The 17,755-nt window shown below is 55.8% G+C and carries 21 protein-coding genes; 6 read left to right on the top strand and 15 right to left on the bottom strand.

Features of this window, described 5'->3' with window-relative positions; translation table 11 throughout:
- The first annotated feature begins 21 nt into the window (after positions 1–21).
- On the top strand, positions 22–378 hold the full coding sequence (locus tag ACCD07_RS15320) for a hypothetical protein (RefSeq protein WP_413447837.1): 357 nt from the start codon (positions 22–24) through the stop codon (positions 376–378).
- Here ACCD07_RS15320 and ACCD07_RS15315 read toward each other — a convergent pair.
- Positions 371–2,251, bottom strand: a complete 1,881-nt coding sequence (locus ACCD07_RS15315) for a putative bifunctional diguanylate cyclase/phosphodiesterase (RefSeq protein WP_413447836.1) — start codon at positions 2,249–2,251, stop codon at positions 371–373. The two genes, ACCD07_RS15320 and ACCD07_RS15315, sit on opposite strands and share 8 nt — an antisense overlap.
- An 868-nt stretch (positions 2,252–3,119) precedes the next feature.
- Here ACCD07_RS15315 and ACCD07_RS15310 point away from each other — a divergent pair.
- A complete protein-coding gene (locus tag ACCD07_RS15310) occupies positions 3,120–3,293 on the top strand; it encodes a hypothetical protein (protein ID WP_413447835.1) in 174 nt (57 codons plus the stop codon).
- On the opposite strand, the gene ACCD07_RS15305 is transcribed toward ACCD07_RS15310, so the two are convergent.
- Positions 3,290–3,589 carry an antibiotic biosynthesis monooxygenase gene (locus ACCD07_RS15305; protein WP_176652876.1) on the bottom strand — a complete coding sequence of 100 codons (300 nt, stop codon included), beginning with the start codon at positions 3,587–3,589 and terminating at the stop codon, positions 3,290–3,292. The two genes, ACCD07_RS15310 and ACCD07_RS15305, sit on opposite strands and share 4 nt — an antisense overlap.
- 116 nt (positions 3,590–3,705) lie before the next feature.
- Here ACCD07_RS15305 and ACCD07_RS15300 point away from each other — a divergent pair, with 116 nt between their 5' ends.
- Positions 3,706–4,665, top strand: a complete 960-nt coding sequence (locus ACCD07_RS15300) for a GlxA family transcriptional regulator (RefSeq protein ID WP_413447834.1) — start codon at positions 3,706–3,708, stop codon at positions 4,663–4,665.
- A 2-nt stretch (positions 4,666–4,667) separates the two neighbouring features.
- Here ACCD07_RS15300 and ACCD07_RS15295 read toward each other — a convergent pair whose 3' ends face one another.
- The gene (locus ACCD07_RS15295) at positions 4,668–5,273 is read right to left on the bottom strand and encodes a LysE/ArgO family amino acid transporter (RefSeq protein ID WP_353400760.1); all 606 of its coding nucleotides are present in this window, start codon (positions 5,271–5,273) and stop codon (positions 4,668–4,670) included.
- A gap of 87 nt (positions 5,274–5,360) precedes the next feature.
- Here ACCD07_RS15295 and ACCD07_RS15290 point away from each other — a divergent pair, with 87 nt between their 5' ends.
- On the top strand, positions 5,361–6,245 hold the full coding sequence (locus tag ACCD07_RS15290) for a LysR family transcriptional regulator ArgP (protein WP_413447833.1): 885 nt from the start codon (positions 5,361–5,363) through the stop codon (positions 6,243–6,245).
- Here the strand turns inward: ACCD07_RS15290 and ACCD07_RS15285 are convergent.
- Complete coding sequence (locus ACCD07_RS15285) at positions 6,242–7,303, bottom strand: histone methylation protein DOT1-like protein (protein WP_413447832.1); 1,062 nt, start codon at positions 7,301–7,303, stop codon at positions 6,242–6,244. The genes ACCD07_RS15290 and ACCD07_RS15285 overlap by 4 nt on opposite strands.
- A gap of 9 nt (positions 7,304–7,312) precedes the next feature.
- The gene (locus ACCD07_RS15280) at positions 7,313–7,675 is read right to left on the bottom strand and encodes a DUF5710 domain-containing protein (protein WP_413447831.1); all 363 of its coding nucleotides are present in this window, start codon (positions 7,673–7,675) and stop codon (positions 7,313–7,315) included.
- Positions 7,676–7,756: 81 nt separating this feature from the next.
- Here ACCD07_RS15280 and ACCD07_RS15275 point away from each other — a divergent pair, with 81 nt between their 5' ends.
- Together ACCD07_RS15275 and ACCD07_RS15270 are read left to right on the top strand one after the other, a co-directional pair.
- Positions 7,757–8,218, top strand: coding sequence for a GNAT family N-acetyltransferase (locus tag ACCD07_RS15275; protein WP_413447830.1), 462 nt, complete (start codon positions 7,757–7,759; stop codon positions 8,216–8,218).
- Positions 8,219–8,232: 14 nt separating this feature from the next.
- Entirely contained in the window at positions 8,233–8,871 is a 639-nt protein-coding gene (locus tag ACCD07_RS15270; RefSeq protein WP_413447829.1) for a hypothetical protein, read from the top strand.
- On the opposite strand, the gene ACCD07_RS15265 is transcribed toward ACCD07_RS15270, so the two are convergent.
- From ACCD07_RS15265 to ACCD07_RS15220, 10 genes are all read right to left on the bottom strand, one after another.
- Positions 8,868–9,977, bottom strand: coding sequence for a Gfo/Idh/MocA family protein (locus tag ACCD07_RS15265; RefSeq protein WP_413447828.1), 1,110 nt, complete (start codon positions 9,975–9,977; stop codon positions 8,868–8,870). The genes ACCD07_RS15270 and ACCD07_RS15265 overlap by 4 nt on opposite strands.
- A 106-nt stretch (positions 9,978–10,083) precedes the next feature.
- Complete coding sequence (locus ACCD07_RS15260; protein ID WP_413447827.1) at positions 10,084–10,356, bottom strand: hypothetical protein; 273 nt, start codon at positions 10,354–10,356, stop codon at positions 10,084–10,086.
- A 320-nt stretch (positions 10,357–10,676) separates the two neighbouring features.
- A complete protein-coding gene (locus ACCD07_RS15255) occupies positions 10,677–11,330 on the bottom strand; it encodes a hypothetical protein (RefSeq protein WP_413447826.1) in 654 nt (217 codons plus the stop codon).
- Positions 11,327–12,448 (bottom strand): AAA family ATPase, encoded by a 1,122-nt coding sequence (locus tag ACCD07_RS15250; RefSeq protein WP_413447825.1) that lies wholly within the window; start codon positions 12,446–12,448, stop codon positions 11,327–11,329. The genes ACCD07_RS15255 and ACCD07_RS15250 overlap by 4 nt, the downstream gene beginning before the upstream one ends.
- A gap of 106 nt (positions 12,449–12,554) precedes the next feature.
- Complete coding sequence (locus ACCD07_RS15245; protein ID WP_413447824.1) at positions 12,555–13,460, bottom strand: tyrosine-type recombinase/integrase; 906 nt, start codon at positions 13,458–13,460, stop codon at positions 12,555–12,557.
- A 135-nt stretch (positions 13,461–13,595) separates the two neighbouring features.
- On the bottom strand, positions 13,596–14,495 hold the full coding sequence (locus ACCD07_RS15240; protein ID WP_413447823.1) for a hypothetical protein: 900 nt from the start codon (positions 14,493–14,495) through the stop codon (positions 13,596–13,598).
- A 566-nt stretch (positions 14,496–15,061) separates the two neighbouring features.
- The gene (locus ACCD07_RS15235; RefSeq protein ID WP_413447822.1) at positions 15,062–15,187 is read right to left on the bottom strand and encodes a hypothetical protein; all 126 of its coding nucleotides are present in this window, start codon (positions 15,185–15,187) and stop codon (positions 15,062–15,064) included.
- A gap of 17 nt (positions 15,188–15,204) precedes the next feature.
- On the bottom strand, positions 15,205–15,327 hold the full coding sequence (locus tag ACCD07_RS15230; RefSeq protein ID WP_413447821.1) for a hypothetical protein: 123 nt from the start codon (positions 15,325–15,327) through the stop codon (positions 15,205–15,207).
- Positions 15,328–15,410: 83 nt separating this feature from the next.
- A complete protein-coding gene (locus tag ACCD07_RS15225) occupies positions 15,411–16,673 on the bottom strand; it encodes a type II secretion system protein GspD (RefSeq protein WP_413447820.1) in 1,263 nt (420 codons plus the stop codon).
- Positions 16,670–17,755: a zonular occludens toxin domain-containing protein gene (locus tag ACCD07_RS15220; RefSeq protein WP_413447819.1), complete on the bottom strand. Its 1,086-nt coding sequence runs from the start codon at positions 17,753–17,755 to the stop codon at positions 16,670–16,672. Before ACCD07_RS15220 ends, ACCD07_RS15225 begins: the two co-directional genes overlap by 4 nt.

Genomic DNA, 17,755 nt, shown 5'->3' with positions numbered 1-17,755 from the left:
ATTTTTCCCTCGGAGCTGTTCATGGCGCGACCTATTGCATCGATTGCATCGATTGCCTTGCTGCTGTCTGGCCTGCTGAGCCTGTCCGCGCTGGCCTTTGAACGTCCCTTCCCCGCCAACGCGCTGCGCGGCAAAATGACGCCCGGCTATTTTCCCGACGTGACCATCGACGGCAAGGTGCGCCAGCTGTCGCCGGCCGCGCGCATCTTCAACCAGGACAACATGATAGAAATGCCGGCCTCGCTGCGCGGCAGCGATATCGTGGTCAACTACACGGTGGACGGCAACGGCAATATCGACCGCATCTGGATACTGACGCGTGACGAGGCGGCGCAAAAGCTGCCGGACGCGGCAGCGGTGGCCGCAGGCGTCAAATAACGAAATTGTCGACCAGCGGCTGTGCCGGCAGCTTGTCGGCAAACACTTGCAACTCGTCCGGCGGGATCGGGCGCGAGATGTGATAGCCCTGCAGGTAGTGGCAGCCCATCTTTTCCAGGATCGCCGCCTGGCCGGCCGTTTCCACGCCTTCCGCCACCAGTTGCAGGCCCAGGCTGTGTCCCATGGCGATGATCGCGTGCACCAGATTGTTGCTGCGCTCGCTATGTTCGATGTCCATGACAAAGGCGCGGTCGATTTTCAGCGTGTTGAGCTGGAATTGCGTCAGGTAGCTGAGCGAGGAATAGCCAGTGCCGAAATCGTCCAGCGAAATACCGACGCCCAGCGTCCGCAGCTGCGCCAGCACCTCGCGCACCGTGCCGCCGTCGTCGATCAGCACGCGCTCGGTCAACTCCAATTCCAGCTGGCGGGCCGGCAAGTCATGGCGCTCCAGCGCCTGATGCACCAGGCCGACGAAGGCGGGATCGGCCAGCTGCCAGGCCGAGACATTGATGCTGAGTGTGATGTCGCCCAGCTCCCCCGGTTGCCAGCAGGCCACCTGCCTGCATGCTTCTTCCAGCACCCAGGTGCCAATTTCCACGATCATGCCGCTATCTTCCGCGACCGGGATAAAACGGTCCGGGGCCACGCGGCCCAATAAAGCGCTGTCCCAGCGCAGCAGCGCCTCCACCTTGGTCAGCTTGCCGGTGCGGGCATTGGTGATGGCCTGGTAGACCAGATGGAATTCTCCGGCCTCGATGGCGCCGCGCAGGGCGCCGTCGATCACCAGCGCGTCCTTGGCGGAGGCGTTCATCGCGTCGTTAAAGAAGCGCAGTTCGCCGCGTCCGCTCTTCTTGGCCTCGTACATGGCGATGTCGGCGTTGCGTACCAGCGTGTTGCTATCGCCGCCGTGCATTGGATAGCAGGCAACGCCGACGCTGGCCGATACGCCGATCATGTGGTGCGATACATTGAAGCAGGTGGCCATCGCCGCGATGACCTGGCCGGCGCAATCGGCCGCCATCTGCTCGGCAGCGCCGCGCGGCAGGCCGGGGATCAGAACAATGAATTCGTCGCCGCCAAAGCGGGCCATCACGTCCTGCGGCCGCAGCACGTCATGCAGGCGGCCGGCCGCCTGGCGCAGCAGCTCGTCGCCAGCCGCATGGCCGAAGGAATCGTTGACGCGCTTGAACTTGTCCAGGTCGATGAACAGCAGCGCGCATTCGCCCTCTGTGGCGGCGGCATTTTCCACCGCCTCCGCCAGCCGCTGCGACATCGCGTGGCGGTTGAAAAAGCCGGTGACCGGATCGATGCGGGCCGCCCGGTACAGCAGGTCGTCCTTTTTCTTGCGCTCGCTGATGTCCAGCAGTTGTACCAGGCAGTACAGCCGGCCGCGCTCCACGTACGGCGACGCCAGCATTTCGACGGGCAACTTGTGGCCGTTATGCAGCGTAAACATTGCCGTTTCCACCACGGGGTACTCGGCGCCTGGCGCCTCGAAACGGCGGAAATAATCGTCCGCCATTTGACGGGTCAGGCCGGGCAGCAACTCGCTGACATGGCGGCCGATCAGATCGGAAGGTTTATTACATCCCAATAAGCGGGCGCAGCGCTCGTTGGCCACGATGACATATCCACGGCGGTCGCGTATCAGGAAACCATTGCTCAGGCTATCGATGGTGCGCGCGTAACGCTGCTGGATTTCCTCTTGAACCGCATAAATCAAACCCAGCATGCTGAGGGTTTTCAATATGGTGGTGCCGACGAACCAGATTAAATACAATTCCGGCCCCAGCGTGACGGCGCTGAGCAGATTAAACCCACCACGCAAGACCAGCGTTAATCCCAGCAGCCGATAGCGATTTTTCCCGCTCATTAATCTCTGACCACACCACAGCATCACGGTGCCGAGTGCAAAGGCGCTGCCGGGTGCCAATATGGCGGGATTATTATGCCAGATTAGATAGAATATTCCGGTGATCAATACGCCTGCGGGAAATATCCAGCGTATTTGAGTTGGAGACAATTCACCAAGAAAGAATTTTGTGCCGCTCCAATAACCCAGCATGCCGACAGTAAGAAGGAATGCGCACAATGGGATACGCAGTGATTCGGATAATATGGTGTCGCCAATGAACCAGACGATGATTCCGCTCATCACGGATAGTTGGCCAATACCCCAGAACAGCGCATGTTTTTCCTTGCGCTGCATAAGCCAGAGAAAAACCAGCAATGAGCTCAGAATAGCGTCTGCCGCGAATGCGGCTGCTACTGCGGAGAGGTGGGCGTAATTACTGAGGTCCGTGCTCATATATATCTGCCGTTTCGGGACCAGGATCCTGGAGAGCGTATCAAAGTGACTATCTGTATTGTATGCCGAACGACAGCGGCAGCGGTATTCCATCCCGATTCCAGTGTTGCCTATTGGCACAATCAAGGCTTTGCCCCGGCTCCAGTGCTGCAAGCATGCTTTTTATGCTAAAAATTGGCACGTACTTGCCAGTTTTAAGCTTGGAGTGCTTGGGTGCCGGGCTGCGCACTGCGCCACGCAGCGAAGACAAACGCACTGCCATCATTAATGCCGCGCTTGTCGAATTTGCCGCACGCGGCGTTTGGTCGACACGTCCATTGGGGTGCGCAAAGCCCGGTGAAAATGAAAGTGCCGGGGAATTACGCCTGTCCGATCAGATTACCGAAGAAAGCCGGGCCGCCGGGTCGCCTCCTTTTCGGCTTTAATTGAATTAATGCAGAACAGCATCAACGATGAATTAATCCGGGATTATCCTGTAAATTTCATCGACGCCATGTTTAGCGTATTGGCTGAAACCACGATGGCTTATATAGAAAGTAGCAAAAAAGACGGCACAGATTATTGTGCCGCCGGCTTTGAAACTCTATGGCAAGGGTTGACGCTTTAACTGTTTTTCAGTCCCAGCACTTCTATCGCCTCTATCGTCGGCGCGCGCACGAACAATTCGTCCGCTTTCGCCATCAAGGCTTGAGCAATAGGCCCTTTCAAATGTGCCTGGCGGCCCGCTTCATTCTCGAACGCATCGAATACGCCAAATACGCTGTCGGACAACTGCAGGGCAAACCAGATCGGAGTTTGCGCCTCCTGGTTGGCCAGCGACAGGCCCAGTTCCAGGAATTGTTTAACGTCGGCTTCCTTGCCCGGCTTCGCTTCAAAACGGGCAAACAGTGCGTGCTTGATCATGCTGATCTCCTTAATGTTGCAATAAATCGCGGCTGCGATGGGATCCACTTTACAGAGGCCTCCACCGCTGCGATACTGGCACGATTGACATCTTTAGTATTGATCTTGCCGAAATCATGAACATCACCGTCCTGGCCCTGGAAGGCGTGTTTGACACCGGCCTGGCGACCGTCCTTGACGCTTTCGGCACCGCCAACGAGCTCGTCGCGCTGCAAAACGGGCCCTCGGTGCAGTTCAACGTGACGATAGTCGGCGTCCGCCCGACGGTACGCAGCGCGCTGGGATTCGGCGTGCCGGTGGTGGCTGCCGCCGGCATGCCGGTGCCGGACCTGGTGGTCGTGCCCGCGCTGGGCTACAAAATGCCTGCCACGCTACAGCCGGCACTGGCCCGCGACGACGTCACGGAAGCCATCGGTTTGCTGAAAAATTGGGCAAGCAGCGGAACACGCATCGCCGCTGCCTGCATCGGCACCTTCGTGCTGGCGGAAAGCGGACTGCTCGATGGACAGGAGGCCACCACCACCTGGTGGCTGACCGCCTACTTCCGCCAGCGCTATCCGAAAGTCAGACTGGACACCAGCCGCATGGTGGTCGGCTCCGGCCAGTTTGTGACCGGCGGCGCCGCGCTCAGCCATCTGGACATGACGCTGTGGCTGATACGCCAGGCCAGCCCCGAGCTGGCGGCGCTGGTGGCGAGCTATCTGGTGATCGACTCCCGGCCATCGCAATCGGCCTATGTGATTTCCGACCATCTGGCCAATGCCGATCCGCTTATCCAGCGCTTCGACCGCTGGATACGCGACCACATGGATCAAGGATTCAGCCTCGACGAGGCCGCCACCGAACTGGCCACCAGCAAACGCACGCTGGCGCGCCGGTTACAGGAGGTGCTGGGCAAAACACCGGTCAGCTATGTGCAGGACTTGCGCATCGAACAGGCGGTGCACCTGATTAAGACCAGCAGCCACAATATCGACCGTATCGCGGCCATGGTCGGCTATGCGGACGGCGTGACATTGCGCACGCTGCTGCGCCGCCGGCTCGGCAAGGGCATACGCGAAATCCGGGAAAGTTAGCGTCAAATGAACAAAGATACAGCCAGGATCCACATCACTAGCGCGATGATAGCGTCCAGTATCTGCCACGACCTCGGCCGGGCGAAGACCGGCGTCAAATACCTCGCTCCCAATCCCAGGCCGCTGAACCATATGATGGAAGCGAGCATGGCGCCCAGCGCGAAATACATCCGGCCATTACCTGGCTGCTGCCCGCCTATCGAGCCAAGCAGAACTACCGTGTCCAGATAAACATGCGGATTTAGCAGGCTGAAGGCCAGCATTGCCGCAATGACTGTGCCGCGGTCGCCGGCCGGCGCCCCATCGCCGGCCAGCATCGCGCCGGGATTCAGTGCGGATCGCGCCGCTCGCAGGCCGTACCAGAACAGGAAACCGGCGCCGGCAATCTTAATCCAGAACAGCAGTGCCGGCGCCTCGACGATCAACTGGCCCATGCCCGCGACGCCGGCGCCGATCAGCACGACGTCACAGGCGATGCAAATCGCGATGCAGGTCAGCACGAATTCGCGCTTGAGCGCCTGCCTCAACAGATAGGCGTTTTGCGACCCGATCGCGACGATCAGACTGCCGCCGAGTCCGATACCTTTCAAAAAAGCTGTGGCTTCCATTTTTTCTCTCCTGAACAATGGCGCCAGCTTAAATCCCGTGCGAAGATAAGTATAATTAATATTATTGAGTAAGTATTAGAGACTCTAATGAGACAAGTCGATTACCGGGGGCTGGCGGCACTGGATGCAGTGATCGATTACGGCAGCTTCGACAAGGCCGCCGCCGCGCTGTCGATTACGCAGTCCGCCGTCTCGCAACGGATACGGATGCTGGAAAACAGCGCCGGAGAGCTGCTGATCGTGCGCAGCCAGCCGCCCTCGCCTACCGAGGCTGGCCAACGCCTGATTGCCCACTATCGCCAGGTGCGTTTGCTGGAGGCGGCGCTGTTCGAACGGCCCGAGGTGGGCGAGGCAAAGCCGGAAATTGCCATCGCGGTCAATGCAGATAGCGCCGCGACATGGCTACAGGAGGCCGTCACGCCGTTGATGAGCAGCGGCGACTGCATGCTGCACATCCGCCTCGACGACCAGGACCATACTTTGACGATGTTGCGGGAAGGCCGTGTTTTCGGCTGCGTTACGAGCGAAACGGCGCAAGTTGCGGGAACTACGTCCACTCCGCTCGGCGTCATGCGCTACCTGTGCGTCGCCAGTCCGGCGTTTGCCGCGCGCTGGTTCCCGGACGGCATGACGTCAATGGCGGTGCAGCAGGCGCCGGTCCTGGAATTCGACCGCAAGGACATGCTGCAGGAACGCTTTATCGCCCAACGCACCGGCTACACCGCCCACTATCCGCATCACGCGTTTGCCAGCTCCGATGGATTTGTACGCTTCGTCGAAGCGGGCTTCGGCTACGGCATGCTGCCGATACTGCAGTGCGAACCGGCATTGAAGGCCGGAACCCTGGTCGACCTGACTCCCGGCGACTACCTGGACGTGCCGCTGATCTGGCATATGTGGGATATCCAGACGCCGTTTACCCGCCTATTGTCCGACAACGTGATCTCTACTGCACGTAAATGGCTGCTTTAAGCCTTGCCGTCCAAGGCTACCATATCCTGCCGGGCACGCTCTTCCCATGCGGCTGGGTCCGGCTCGTACGCGCCGCCGGTTTCCGCCAGCGGCGATGACTGCAACGGCCCAGTACGCTGGTAAAGCATGACGTTGGTCCACGCCACGGTACCGGCGGGGAAATAATGCAGCAGCTTGAATGCCGGATGTTTCAGCGGATAGGTGGTCGTACTCACCAGCGCGCCCTCCTGCATTTCGCGCGCCAGCTTGTCGCCCAAGGCATCCATCAGCGGGCCGAAGCATGTGCTGTACAGGAACACCAGGCTGGCGCCGCGCACATCCACCTTGAACATGTCCGCTTCGATGAAAGCGATGCGCGACTCCAGTTCAAGCAGATGGCGGCCGCTGGCCTGGGCGCCGAACGGCAGCTGCAGCGGTGCGTCCGGCAACAACGGCGCCGGCAAGGAGGCCAATCCCTGGCGCGCCAGGCCCAGCATGGTCTGCAGCCGCTGCACAGCCAGGCGATGACGGTAGCCCAGCAACTCCACGCCGATGCAGCGCTGAAAGGGAAACGCCAGCGCTGCGGACATCACCACCTTACCCAGCCCGCTGCCCAGATCGACCATGACGCCGCCGGGACGGATCAGCGGAGCGATCATGTCGAAATAATTTTCCAGTTCGTAGCGCTGCAGTTCGCCGTAGATAAGTCCCGCATCTTCGACCAGCCAGGCCCGCACTTCGGCATCGCTGATCTGCTCCAGCGAGCGGAAGCCGGCCGGAGCCGCGGTCCTCGGCAGCATGCCATGCGGCAGTATGCCGGCCGGCAGAGTCCCGACGATGACGCTTACATGGGGACGCAAGCGCTGCAGCAGATAGTCGCGGCGCGACCGGTCTTCCAGGCAGGCGCGCAGCGCGTAGCCCACTTCCATAAACTTGAGAAAAGGCGAATCCGGCACCAGTTCCAGCGGCGGCCGCGCATGCTTCTCGCCGCCCTGTATGCTTTGAAACAAGGCCTCGAACACATCGCCAGTCTGCTGGAAACTGACGACGGGCTGGGTTGGTCTGTCCCCGGTCCGCATGTCGCCAGCCTAGGCCTGCAAGGTCGCCAGCATTTGTTCGACGCCGTCGTGCGCGGCTTGCCAGCCGGAGGTGGCCAGCGCCGGCGCGCAGACCGGGCAGGCTTCGAAAGGATTGCAGTCATGCGGCAGTTCCATGTAGAACTTGCCGACGACCGATTTGCCGATGTACGAATCCACCGACAGCGGCTTGGCCTTGGGCGCCACCGACGCCTTGGCCGGCACGAAATCCGCGCCGCCCGGCGCCAGCCAGCGCTCGAACGGTTCGGTCGGCTTGCCGTCCGGGACATACCAGGCCTTGCGCTCGCCGTTCCAGCGCGCGCCCAGCGCCTTGGCTTCGTCTTTTTCCGCAAACGGAACTTTTAGAAACATCATCTTCGCTACTCCGCTAATGGAAGGCGCCATTTTACATGCGCGGCCGTTGACTGTACCGTACACCGTGGATATAGTTGCCAAATGTCCCAGTCCTCCCCCGTGATCCGCGCCACAGCCGCCCAGCTCGACGATGCACGGCATCTGCTGTACGAATATTTCGACGTCATCGGTGTGGTATTGCGCGATGACGACGACGCCATCCGCGCCTTCCTCAACGACGCCAGCTCGGCCATGTGGATCGCCTATGTCGACGGCGCGCCGGCAGCCTGCGTGGCCATGCGTCCGCTGGCGGAGGTGACCAACGCGACCGAATGCAAGCGCCTGTACGTGGCCGACAAATACCGTCGCCGAGGCCTGGCGGAAACATTGATGCAAGCGCTGGAAACCCACGCCTTGCAAGTCGGCTACAACGCCGTCTATCTCGACACCAAGGACGACCTGCACGCCGCCATCACGCTCTACGGACGGCTGGGCTACGAACGCTGCGAGCGCTACAACGACAACCCGCAGGCCACCATCTTCATGCGCAAATTCCTGCGCTGATCAAGCGGACAATAATGCCCACCATAGAACCTATCACCCTGACGCTGGCCGAACTGGCTGAGCGCTGGAACAAGACACCCAAGCAAGTACTGGAATCCGGACTGCCGATGTATTTTTATTTCGACGGCCTGGTATTCGATTTCAACGATAAATGGCACCGCGCCAACGGCGATGCCAACGAAGCGCAGGATCTGGAAGCGCATCAAGCGCGCCTCGCCACGATCGAGATCGACCTGCAGCGCCAAAGCCTGCACAAGCGCGGACTGCTGAAGCTGACGCAGTGGGAAGAAGCGCTGGGCGACGACGAACTGCGTCAGCTGCAGGCCGAGGTCGACCGCTTGAACGGTGAAATAGTCCGGCTGTCGGCGCGGCTCAAGCAGCGCATCGAAGATCGCCAGCGCCACGTGCGCAACGGCCTGCTGCGCGCGGCGCCGCGCACCTTGCGCGACATCGCCCAGCACGGCAACGCCATCTTCCCGCATTTCGCCTTCATGCCGCACACGCCGACAGGCAGTGTCGCCGACGCGCTGATCGCAGACGGCGCGGTGGTCGCGCTGGAAGACGGCTTCCCGTTGAAAGCCCTGCTGGAGCAGGCCGACCTGGTGATCTCGATGTTCGACGTCAAGATCGCCGAAGCGGCCGGCACGCACTAAGCCTTGAGAGCGATCCGCTTCTGCTCCCGCGCGGAGCGGTAGATCGCCTCGATGATGCGCATGTCGCGCAAGCCCTCTTCGCCGGCGACGATGGGTTCGCGATTGTCGATCACGCACCGCGCCATATGGTCCAGCTGGCCGGCCCATTGCGTTGCGCCGGGTCCCGGTGGCGGAGTGATTTCTTCGCTACGTCCGTTACCCACCCACAGCCGGTTGCCGTGATAGCCGGTGCCGGGTTCCAGCTCGATCCGCCCCTTGTCGCCCATCAGCAGGATGTGGTTCTGGTTGGCGCTGTACATCGACATGCAGGACGCGATCACGCCGGACGGGAATTCCAGTTCGAACTCGATCATGTCCTCGACCTCGCGGAAGCGCGGATCGGAACGGTCGGTGCGTTCATGCGCGTAGACGGCGATAGGTTCCTCGTTCGTCATGTAGCGCGCCGCCTGCAGCGCGTAGATGCCCATGTCCATCAGCGAGCCGCCGCCCGACATCGCCTTCTTGAGCCGCCATGCCGACGGATTGCCTTGGACGAAACCGTGCTCGGAACGGAAGTAGCGCAGCTTGCCGATCTCGCCGGCGCGCGCGCGTCGCCGGGCTTCCAGGTTGGTCGGCTCGAAGTGGCAGCGATAGCCGATCATCAGCTTCTTGCCGGCCTGTTTGCAGGCGGCGATCATGGACTCGCACTCCGTGCTCGACAGCGCCATCGGCTTCTCGCACAACACGTGCTTGCCGGCCTTCGCCGCGCGGATCGTGTATTCCGCATGCATGGACACCGGCAGGCAGACGTAGACGATATCGATGTCCGGGTTGTCCTTGATGCTGTCGTAGTTGTCGTAGTTATAGATGCTGCGCTCGGGGACGCCGTATTCGGAAGCCACGCGCTTCGCCTTCACCGGATCGCCGCTGACCAGCGCGACCAGCTTGCTGTGTTCGCAGTTTTTAAATTGCGGGATGATGACGCCCAAACCGTAGCCGCCAAGGCCGACAATCGCGTAGCCCAGTTTGCGTTGGGGAGTCGCGGCCCAGACAGGAGCGCCAACGGCATTTGCAGCGATGGCGCCACCAGCAGCGAGAACAAGACCACGTCGGTTCATATCTATCATTGCCAGTTCCTGTCGTTGAGATTGGAGCGGCAATTGTAGTATGAATACCAAGCGCGGGTTTGTCAGCTCGGCAATTTAGGGAAGCTCACTATCGGCATAAACAGCGTCAATGGATTGGAGACCAACGGAACGAACCCGTAACGCGCATACGCGGCAACCTGCGCGCAACCTCGACAGGTAGTTCGTCACGAGGCGTCATGGGCCGGATCGCCAGAGCGTGGTGCGGGGAAAAAGATAAATCCAGGCCGATATCGAGAGAGATCACGATGCGGGAAATTCGGCGGTCATAGCGGGCAGCCACAACGCTCGGGTAAGCAGCTTTTTTTGCCGCCCCACGGCGATTGGCGGCTTCAACGGTTTGGTCGTTAATAATGTCCATGAACTTCCTCCCACATCTTGCAGAGCAACTCGATGTTGACAGTCAGCTCGCTCGCGATGTGCTCCAAGGCTTTGTCCGCTTTAGCAGGACGACGATCGTCAGATAAATGACGACAACGGGCGAAAAAAAGGGCTGGCGCGAGGCCAACCCTCTGATTTCAAAGCTGAATAAATTGGTGGGCCTCCCGTGAGTCGAACACGGCACCAACGGATTATGAGACACATGCCTTACACGCACTACAACAAACCTCCGTATAGCCTCATTTGGCTTAACTGCATGACATCCACCTTCCATTAAATACCAAGAAACCCAAATTCAAGCTATCCAAAAGCAGCAACAAAATTCCCCATTCCGCTTACATGATTCGTGTCCTCAAATCTTTTTCGCACATGAAAAAAGAATCTTGCATGAGCAACATATCGAGGATCCGACTTATTATAAAAACTCCCTTTTTCCTTGCAGCATTCAGACAAATATTTAAACGCAAACTGCGCTTTATTGTAAATATCATCATCAATGCTAGGCATCTTCGAAGGATCCTCTCCTACCACATCATAAAATCTCAAATATTCGTTTAACAACTTGCTTTGCGGGTTTCTAGAAACATTTTTTCTATTACCCAAACACCAAGACTCAAAACAACACTCTTGCACTATGATCGAATAAGGCTTAAGCATACCAGCATCAAGAATTATATTCTCTATCTCAATATATTTCTCATCATAGCTCATATCTTCAGAATCAACGGAAATAACCAATCGATCAAAAACATCCATCATATTCACGTCAGCTACAGCGCGAATTATTTTTTCCTTATATTGAGGATAACCACGGCCGCTAACCATATAATACTTATTAGCATCAACCTCAGCCATACTAAAAGCCTGCTCTAAATTCGGATTAATTTCCTTTATCCACGCTGGGTAAACCTTAGGTTCTACAGAAACACCTTCCACGACCCAATAAATATTCATGGACGTCCTTCAAGATAAAAAGGATCATTAATAAGCTGCGTAAATACTTCCTGCTTAGATAAACCATAGCGCTCTTTTAACTCAGAGCCATACTTTACTGTAACGTTACCACCATGGCGGCCAAAAACAAACCAATCTTTAAGAGGTATATTATTAATCAAATAAGGATGATGTGAAGTAACAAAAAACTGAGTCCGCTCAAGATTTTCAAGCAGCAAATCAGGTAAAAAATCAATCGCATTTACACCTAACGAATTTTCATATTCATCAATCATATAAATTGAATCCGAAGGCAAACAAAGAATATCCGTTAATATTAGCAACACCTTTAACATCCCAGATGAGACATTTTTTAAAGGTATCCAATGCTCAACATTATTTTCCTTAATAGCCATGACAAGAGAGTCAAAACCAACGTTCAAGTTTTCGGGGATGTCTTTCGCCTTCTTACTCGATATAGATTTGACATTTGGAAAAATACCAATATACCTAGAAACAATTTCATCAAACTTATTTTTAAAGCATCTCTCAAGAAGAAGCAAGGAAAGATTAAGCGGGAGAGTAAAAAAATCCCAATCTATCTTATTTAACTTCTTATAATGTTGAATAAGCTCGACAGGAAGCTCCCCCAAAATTGGAGCTTTAAGCAATTCATCACCGTGAAAACTCCTGCGCGCAATAGATCTAAATCCAGCTATGATTGAAGACATAACCGGGTCCTCTCTAAAAACGCTAATGACTGAAGAAATTTTTGTCACTTTCGGCATTACCGCGCCTTTAAACACAGTAGAAATTTCGTCACGAAAAAAAATCTTCTCAATCGTGCTTCCATCTATGAGCTCCAGCGACTCCTCACTAATAAATCCAGTAGGATGATCAACGTCACATAAATTAGAAAAAATAAACCTGTATTTTTTTCCTGCATGTTCAAATAAAACATCCCAGCGGCCTGAAGTACCACAAGTTCCCTGAATAATATGACTCGCCAGATTAAAAATCGTATTAAGTAATCGCGTCTTACCAGAACCACTGGCACCAACAAATAAATTCAACCTTTTAAAACTCAAAGAGTTATAAGAATATAAATGCTCTGAATATTGATACGAAATGATTTTCATGATATCCCACTAAGCAACAATTTTATTAATGAAAAAAATCGCATAGAAATTAATAATAAGAAAAAATGGCAATAAAATTCAAGTATAACGCAATATAAGGAAATGGCTAATCATCAGCGGACAAAATCAATAGTGGTAATTTTGACACGTATGCCGCAAGATGCCCAGCAGAAAAATGAGCGTATCGACGAACCATCTGCGGACTTTCCCATCCGCCCAATTCCTGCAATACGTTAAGCGGAGTGCCATTCTGCACATGCCAACTTGCCCAGGTATGTCTAAGATCATGCCAACGGAAATCCTCAATACCGGCACGTTTTAGCGCCTTCTTCCAAGCAGCCGTACTGACCTTGACTATCGTCTCACCTTTAAAGGCAAACACATGGGTAGGATGTCTACCAACCTGCAAGGATAGAACGCGCATAGCATCCTGATTTAGCGGCACGGCGATAGCCTGCCTACTTTTCGATTGATCCGGATGGACCCATGCCATAGAACGCGAAAGATCTATTTGCGACCACTGCAAGCCTGTCACGTTTGACTTACGCAGACCTGTAGCCAAAGAGAAGGCCGCCATTCCGGCCAAGTGAGAAGGCAATTGTTCCAAGAGTCGCTGCGCCTGTGGCGCTGTCAGATAACGAACCCTTCGGGTTGGCTCCTTCAGAAGGCGAACCCTTGGAACGGAACTCATCCACTCCCAGTCAAACGCCGCCCGCCGCAGAACGGACCGCAACAGGGCAAGCATGCGATTCACCGTACCGTTTGCGACCCCGGTCCTTACCTTTTTCAACGTAATCATGTCTACTACGCGGCGGTCGATATCGGCCAAAGGGACTCCGGAGAGATACGGTTCAAGCCAACGCAAAATACATTTATCAGAATGCAAAGATGCCTTATCTGCCTTCTCTAACAACCAGCGGTCGATGGCATCATCCCATGTCTTCAGTACAACTGCCTCCGCAGCCAAGGCCAACTGCGCAAAACTGCTCATTCCCATAGCTAGATCTTTCAATATTTCTTCAAGTCAACTATATAACAAATCACAACAAACAGTTTATACAGGCAACTTTAGTTGAATGTCTCAAAAATCCTCACGTCACTCCGGAAACAGTCATAGCTGCGCAAAAGAAAATTCTTCTAGCTACGGCTAGAACGGACAATAATCGGGATCGACAAGCCCCGGCGCCGACGCTAAATAGACGATGCCGAGAGCGTTATTGCACCACGTATCCAAGCCTTCCATGCAATGCCCTTCAATCAGCCTAAAAGCCTCGTGGACGGCGCACAGCATGCATGTGCAGTTAGGCAACCGCCAATATTGAACCTCAGGTAAAACGATGCCTCGTGATCGAAAATAACGCTTGCCATTCAGCTCGCGACAATCCACATCCTTGCCACAGTACTTGGCGATGTAAGCGGCCAGCTTATGCCCCCCCTTAACGCCGAACCCCAGCCTGTGAGGATCGCGTACGTTGACTTGACCCATTTGCTCACCGCTTGAACCAAGGCCAACCACGCGCTGCCAGATCGAGCGCAGCAGCACATAGCTTTGCTTACCACGCACAGCCACATGAAAATGAAGCGCACCACGCTCTTGCTCTTCAATCACGGCCACGTAATGGAACTTCTTGACCTTGCCCAAGCGGCGGCAAAATGCCTTCCAATCCTTAAGCGCTTTGTCTCGATCTGTCATGTTGTCGCGGTACGTCAGCGTGACCATGCGGTCAGCGGAAATGGCTTTGCAGCAATCGCGGACCTTTTGCTTAGCGCGCTGGCCAGCATCCTCTTCGTTACGCTCACGTTCCTCAGATTCACCGCGCTTAGCCCTCAATTTAGTCTGCGCAGGTCCAAGGTAGTTTTTATCCTTCGTGACCGTCACAACACACTGGCCATCCGGGAAAACGCGCTTACGGGCGGTATAGTTATCCTGAAACGTCCCTTTGGTACCATCGTCATTCCACCAATCTGGCCTTGTGTAATCAGGATCGGCACCGACAGGGCCTAAATCATTTGACGAGACGACATTTTCATTATCTAATTCGTTCATTGGTAATCCTGTAACGGCAGGTTTATCAAGGGCCTCGTTCAGTTCCTAGCTGATCGAGGCCTTTTCTTTTGTGCTTCAAATTTCTTAAATTCACTATGACAACTAAGTGTTTTGGGTGTCTGTGTTCTTAAGTGTCCTCAATACAAGTTTAGGCGCTCGCTTCGCTCGCGTCGTCCTCGTTCCTGCGGGCGGCGCGCACTCATCGAACGCCAAGCACTGCAACCCCATCAGAACCGCCTACACGCCTCAAACGTCGCAAAGCGGTCTGTCAGTGGGGGCCGGTTGCCGACGTGCAGCAGCGAGGCGCAAAACAAGCTGACGGACTACCCGCTAAAACTTTGGAACCTAGTCGCTCCCGCTTCGTTGCGCACTGGCCCCAGCTAGAGCTACTTCAACATCAACCACCGGCACCAACTGGCCTCCAAAGATTTTGCCCTTCGGGCCGCTTGTGCCGCCAAACCGAAAATTCCGGCGATCACGAATTGGCCGAATATTGTTTCAACCAGGTTGCGCGAAAATCGCCTGCAGGAGCAAAAACTCTGCTGCGATCGCCAAACATTCCACGGTCAGCGCTTGCGCAAAAGAGTGCCTCGCAATATACGGTCGACCACATCGCCCTTCTTCACATCCTTGAACTTCACGAAGGCATCGAGAGCAGCGATCACATCGAGCGACACTTCTACCGTCAGCACTCCTTTCCCCTCGTCCTTCAACCGAAGCCGACGAGCAGCCTGACGTTCAGCATCAGTTGCAGCACCATCGACAGAATCAGGGCGGCCACGACGACGACGCCCAACAACTTCAAGCTCCAACTGCCGAGGATCATCACCATGCCGCATATTCGCCTCCACATTTTCCGTGACAAGTCACGAAAATAATTTATACCGTTTAGCTTTATCAGGGACCATTCCCGAATCATATTCTTGTGAGCTGCAAAATCAGCAGGATTTCAGAGCGGCTCGACTCGTTCGATTTGGCATGCAGGAAGGAAGGCAAGAAGGACAGGCCATTGCGCCCTGCACTGCTTTTATTTTCAGCCAGCCCACCCAATACGACGATATCGCCATCAGCCATACTGAGAGCCGTTTTAACCTCGCGCTTGATCAATGTCGGAGAACCATTGACGCCGGTGTCAGTCGCCACGAAGCTACTCACCTGCTGCATCACGGTCAGATCAACAACCGCCTCGCGCACCACTGGTTGAAGATCGAATATCACGCCGCTGGACCGATACTCAACCGACTGGACCGGCGCCTGTCCATTGCCCACGAACGTCAACGCACCGAGCACCGGCACCTCTTGACCGACAGAGAAGCGACCAGAGCCGCCAGAGCGAACCCGCAACGACGGAGAGCTAACCACCTTAAACCTGCTATCGAGCGACAAAGCCGACGCGACGGCATCGATAGTCACGTTCTTAAACCGTACAGAGTTTTCAAGGACAGTGGACGCGCCGCCAGTGAGTGAGAATTTACCGCCCAACAGATTCAGCGCCAATGAAAACGCCGAGCCGTCTTTGTCGCTGGAGCCAACCTCGTACACAACCCCACGCACCATCACCTCACCCTGTCTATCGTCCAGTTGCGTCAGCAGTTTTTCCAACTGGCGCACTTCGGCGGTCTGGCCATGAAACACGAGAGCGTCGCTATTCCTGTCGATTAATGCGGCCGCACTACCAGCAGGAGCCGCATCGGCATTTTTTGGCGGCACAGCCGATGCGGACGAAATCGTGCGGGTGATCGTAAAACGCCCCTTGAACAGCGGCCCGACCAACTCCGCCAGATACGACGCATCCCGATATCGCGGCCGATAGACAAACACGTCACTCGGTGCTTCCGCCTCAGATTTTTTGATCGAGACCACCGACAGCCCATTGCGTTTTATGACCGACAAGCCCAACGAGTCAAGTAGGTCTGCTGCATCAGCATCGAGGTGCTTCGAGAACTGAAACCTAAGCGAAATTTCGCGGTCATCCTTGAGCACTTCCGCGTCGATCAGGTAGGGCCGTTTAAGAACATCCCGGTAGACCACCTGCACCAGTTCTGCGACCCGCACGCGCGACAAATCGAAAGCCGCAGGGCTGGTCTCCAGTTCAGCGCCGCGAACGTCAGCCAGCATGCCCACGTACAGCCACAGCAACCATAGAGCGGCACAAACATACAATATCAACTTCCTCATTTCGCAAGACCTCCCTGTAACACTGGTCGCCGCGACGATCCAGAGTAGTACGTCACGCGACCACCGTCGATAGTCCCAACCAACTGCACACCGGCCAACGCAAACATACTCGGCGACTCATACCGCAAGCGGCCAGCATCATCTGAAATAACGATGTAGCGATCACCGCCTACAGTTGCCAGGCCCACGACGCGCCAAACATCCGAGAAGGCCGCAGGTGAATTTTTTCCCGCATTGCTAGGCAAGGAGGCAGACGACGAGCCGTTCGCCGCCCTATCGCCCTGCTGAGAAGCCTGTGGCGTATCCGACGCACCATTGGTCTTGGCATGCCGCCCACCACCGAAGAAAAAACGAATCCCATACGCCCCGCCGCAAAACATCACGATCACGGCTAGGACCAGCAGCCACAAGGCTTTGCTCCTCAAAATATTCTGACGTGAATCGACCTGCAATTCAGTTCCCTTGCCGCCGTCATAGGACGAATAGAGCGGAAATACCTCCGCGTCATACTTCTTATTCGCCACGGAAGAACGAAGGCGCGCTGTGAGCTTGTAGCCCTCCCACATCTCCACGCGATAAACCTTGGAGAGACCGAGCGACTTGATTTTGGTGGTGCGGAAGGTCAGCTCGACAACCACTTTCAATGTGCGATGCAAATCGCTGATGTCCTGCACCATCAGCACCAAGTCACAAGACACTTTGGTTTCAGGATCCACGTAATGCCGATGCTCGCGGAAGAACACCTTATGCTCAGCCAGCAGCTTGCAGTCCGTTCCCCAAAAGCGCCAAGCCTCGTCAATGCACACCAGATCCCCAGGACGACAGAAGGTATCGATGTCGATCCCATGCGGCAGAAAATTCGCCTTGCTGACATCATCGTTTTTGCAGTGGCGGACGGTCCCCAATTGATCGAGCGGCACATTGAATTTCTCATGGCAGTAGGCGCGGATCGCATCGCCGTCGATACCGTCAACATTGGTGACCACCATACGGCCAGCGGCGACAGCAGGCACTATCACCGACGACACGCACTCAAAGCTTTTACCTGACCCCATCAGACCAGTGTAGGCATTGATTGGCAT

Origin of the sequence: Duganella sp. Dugasp56, assembly GCF_047304105.1 — a bacterium.
Lineage (GTDB): Bacteria > Pseudomonadota > Gammaproteobacteria > Burkholderiales > Burkholderiaceae_D > Rugamonas > Rugamonas hordei.
Note: the sequence above shows the minus strand (reverse complement) of the source record. Positions and strands in the feature narration are given on the sequence as shown.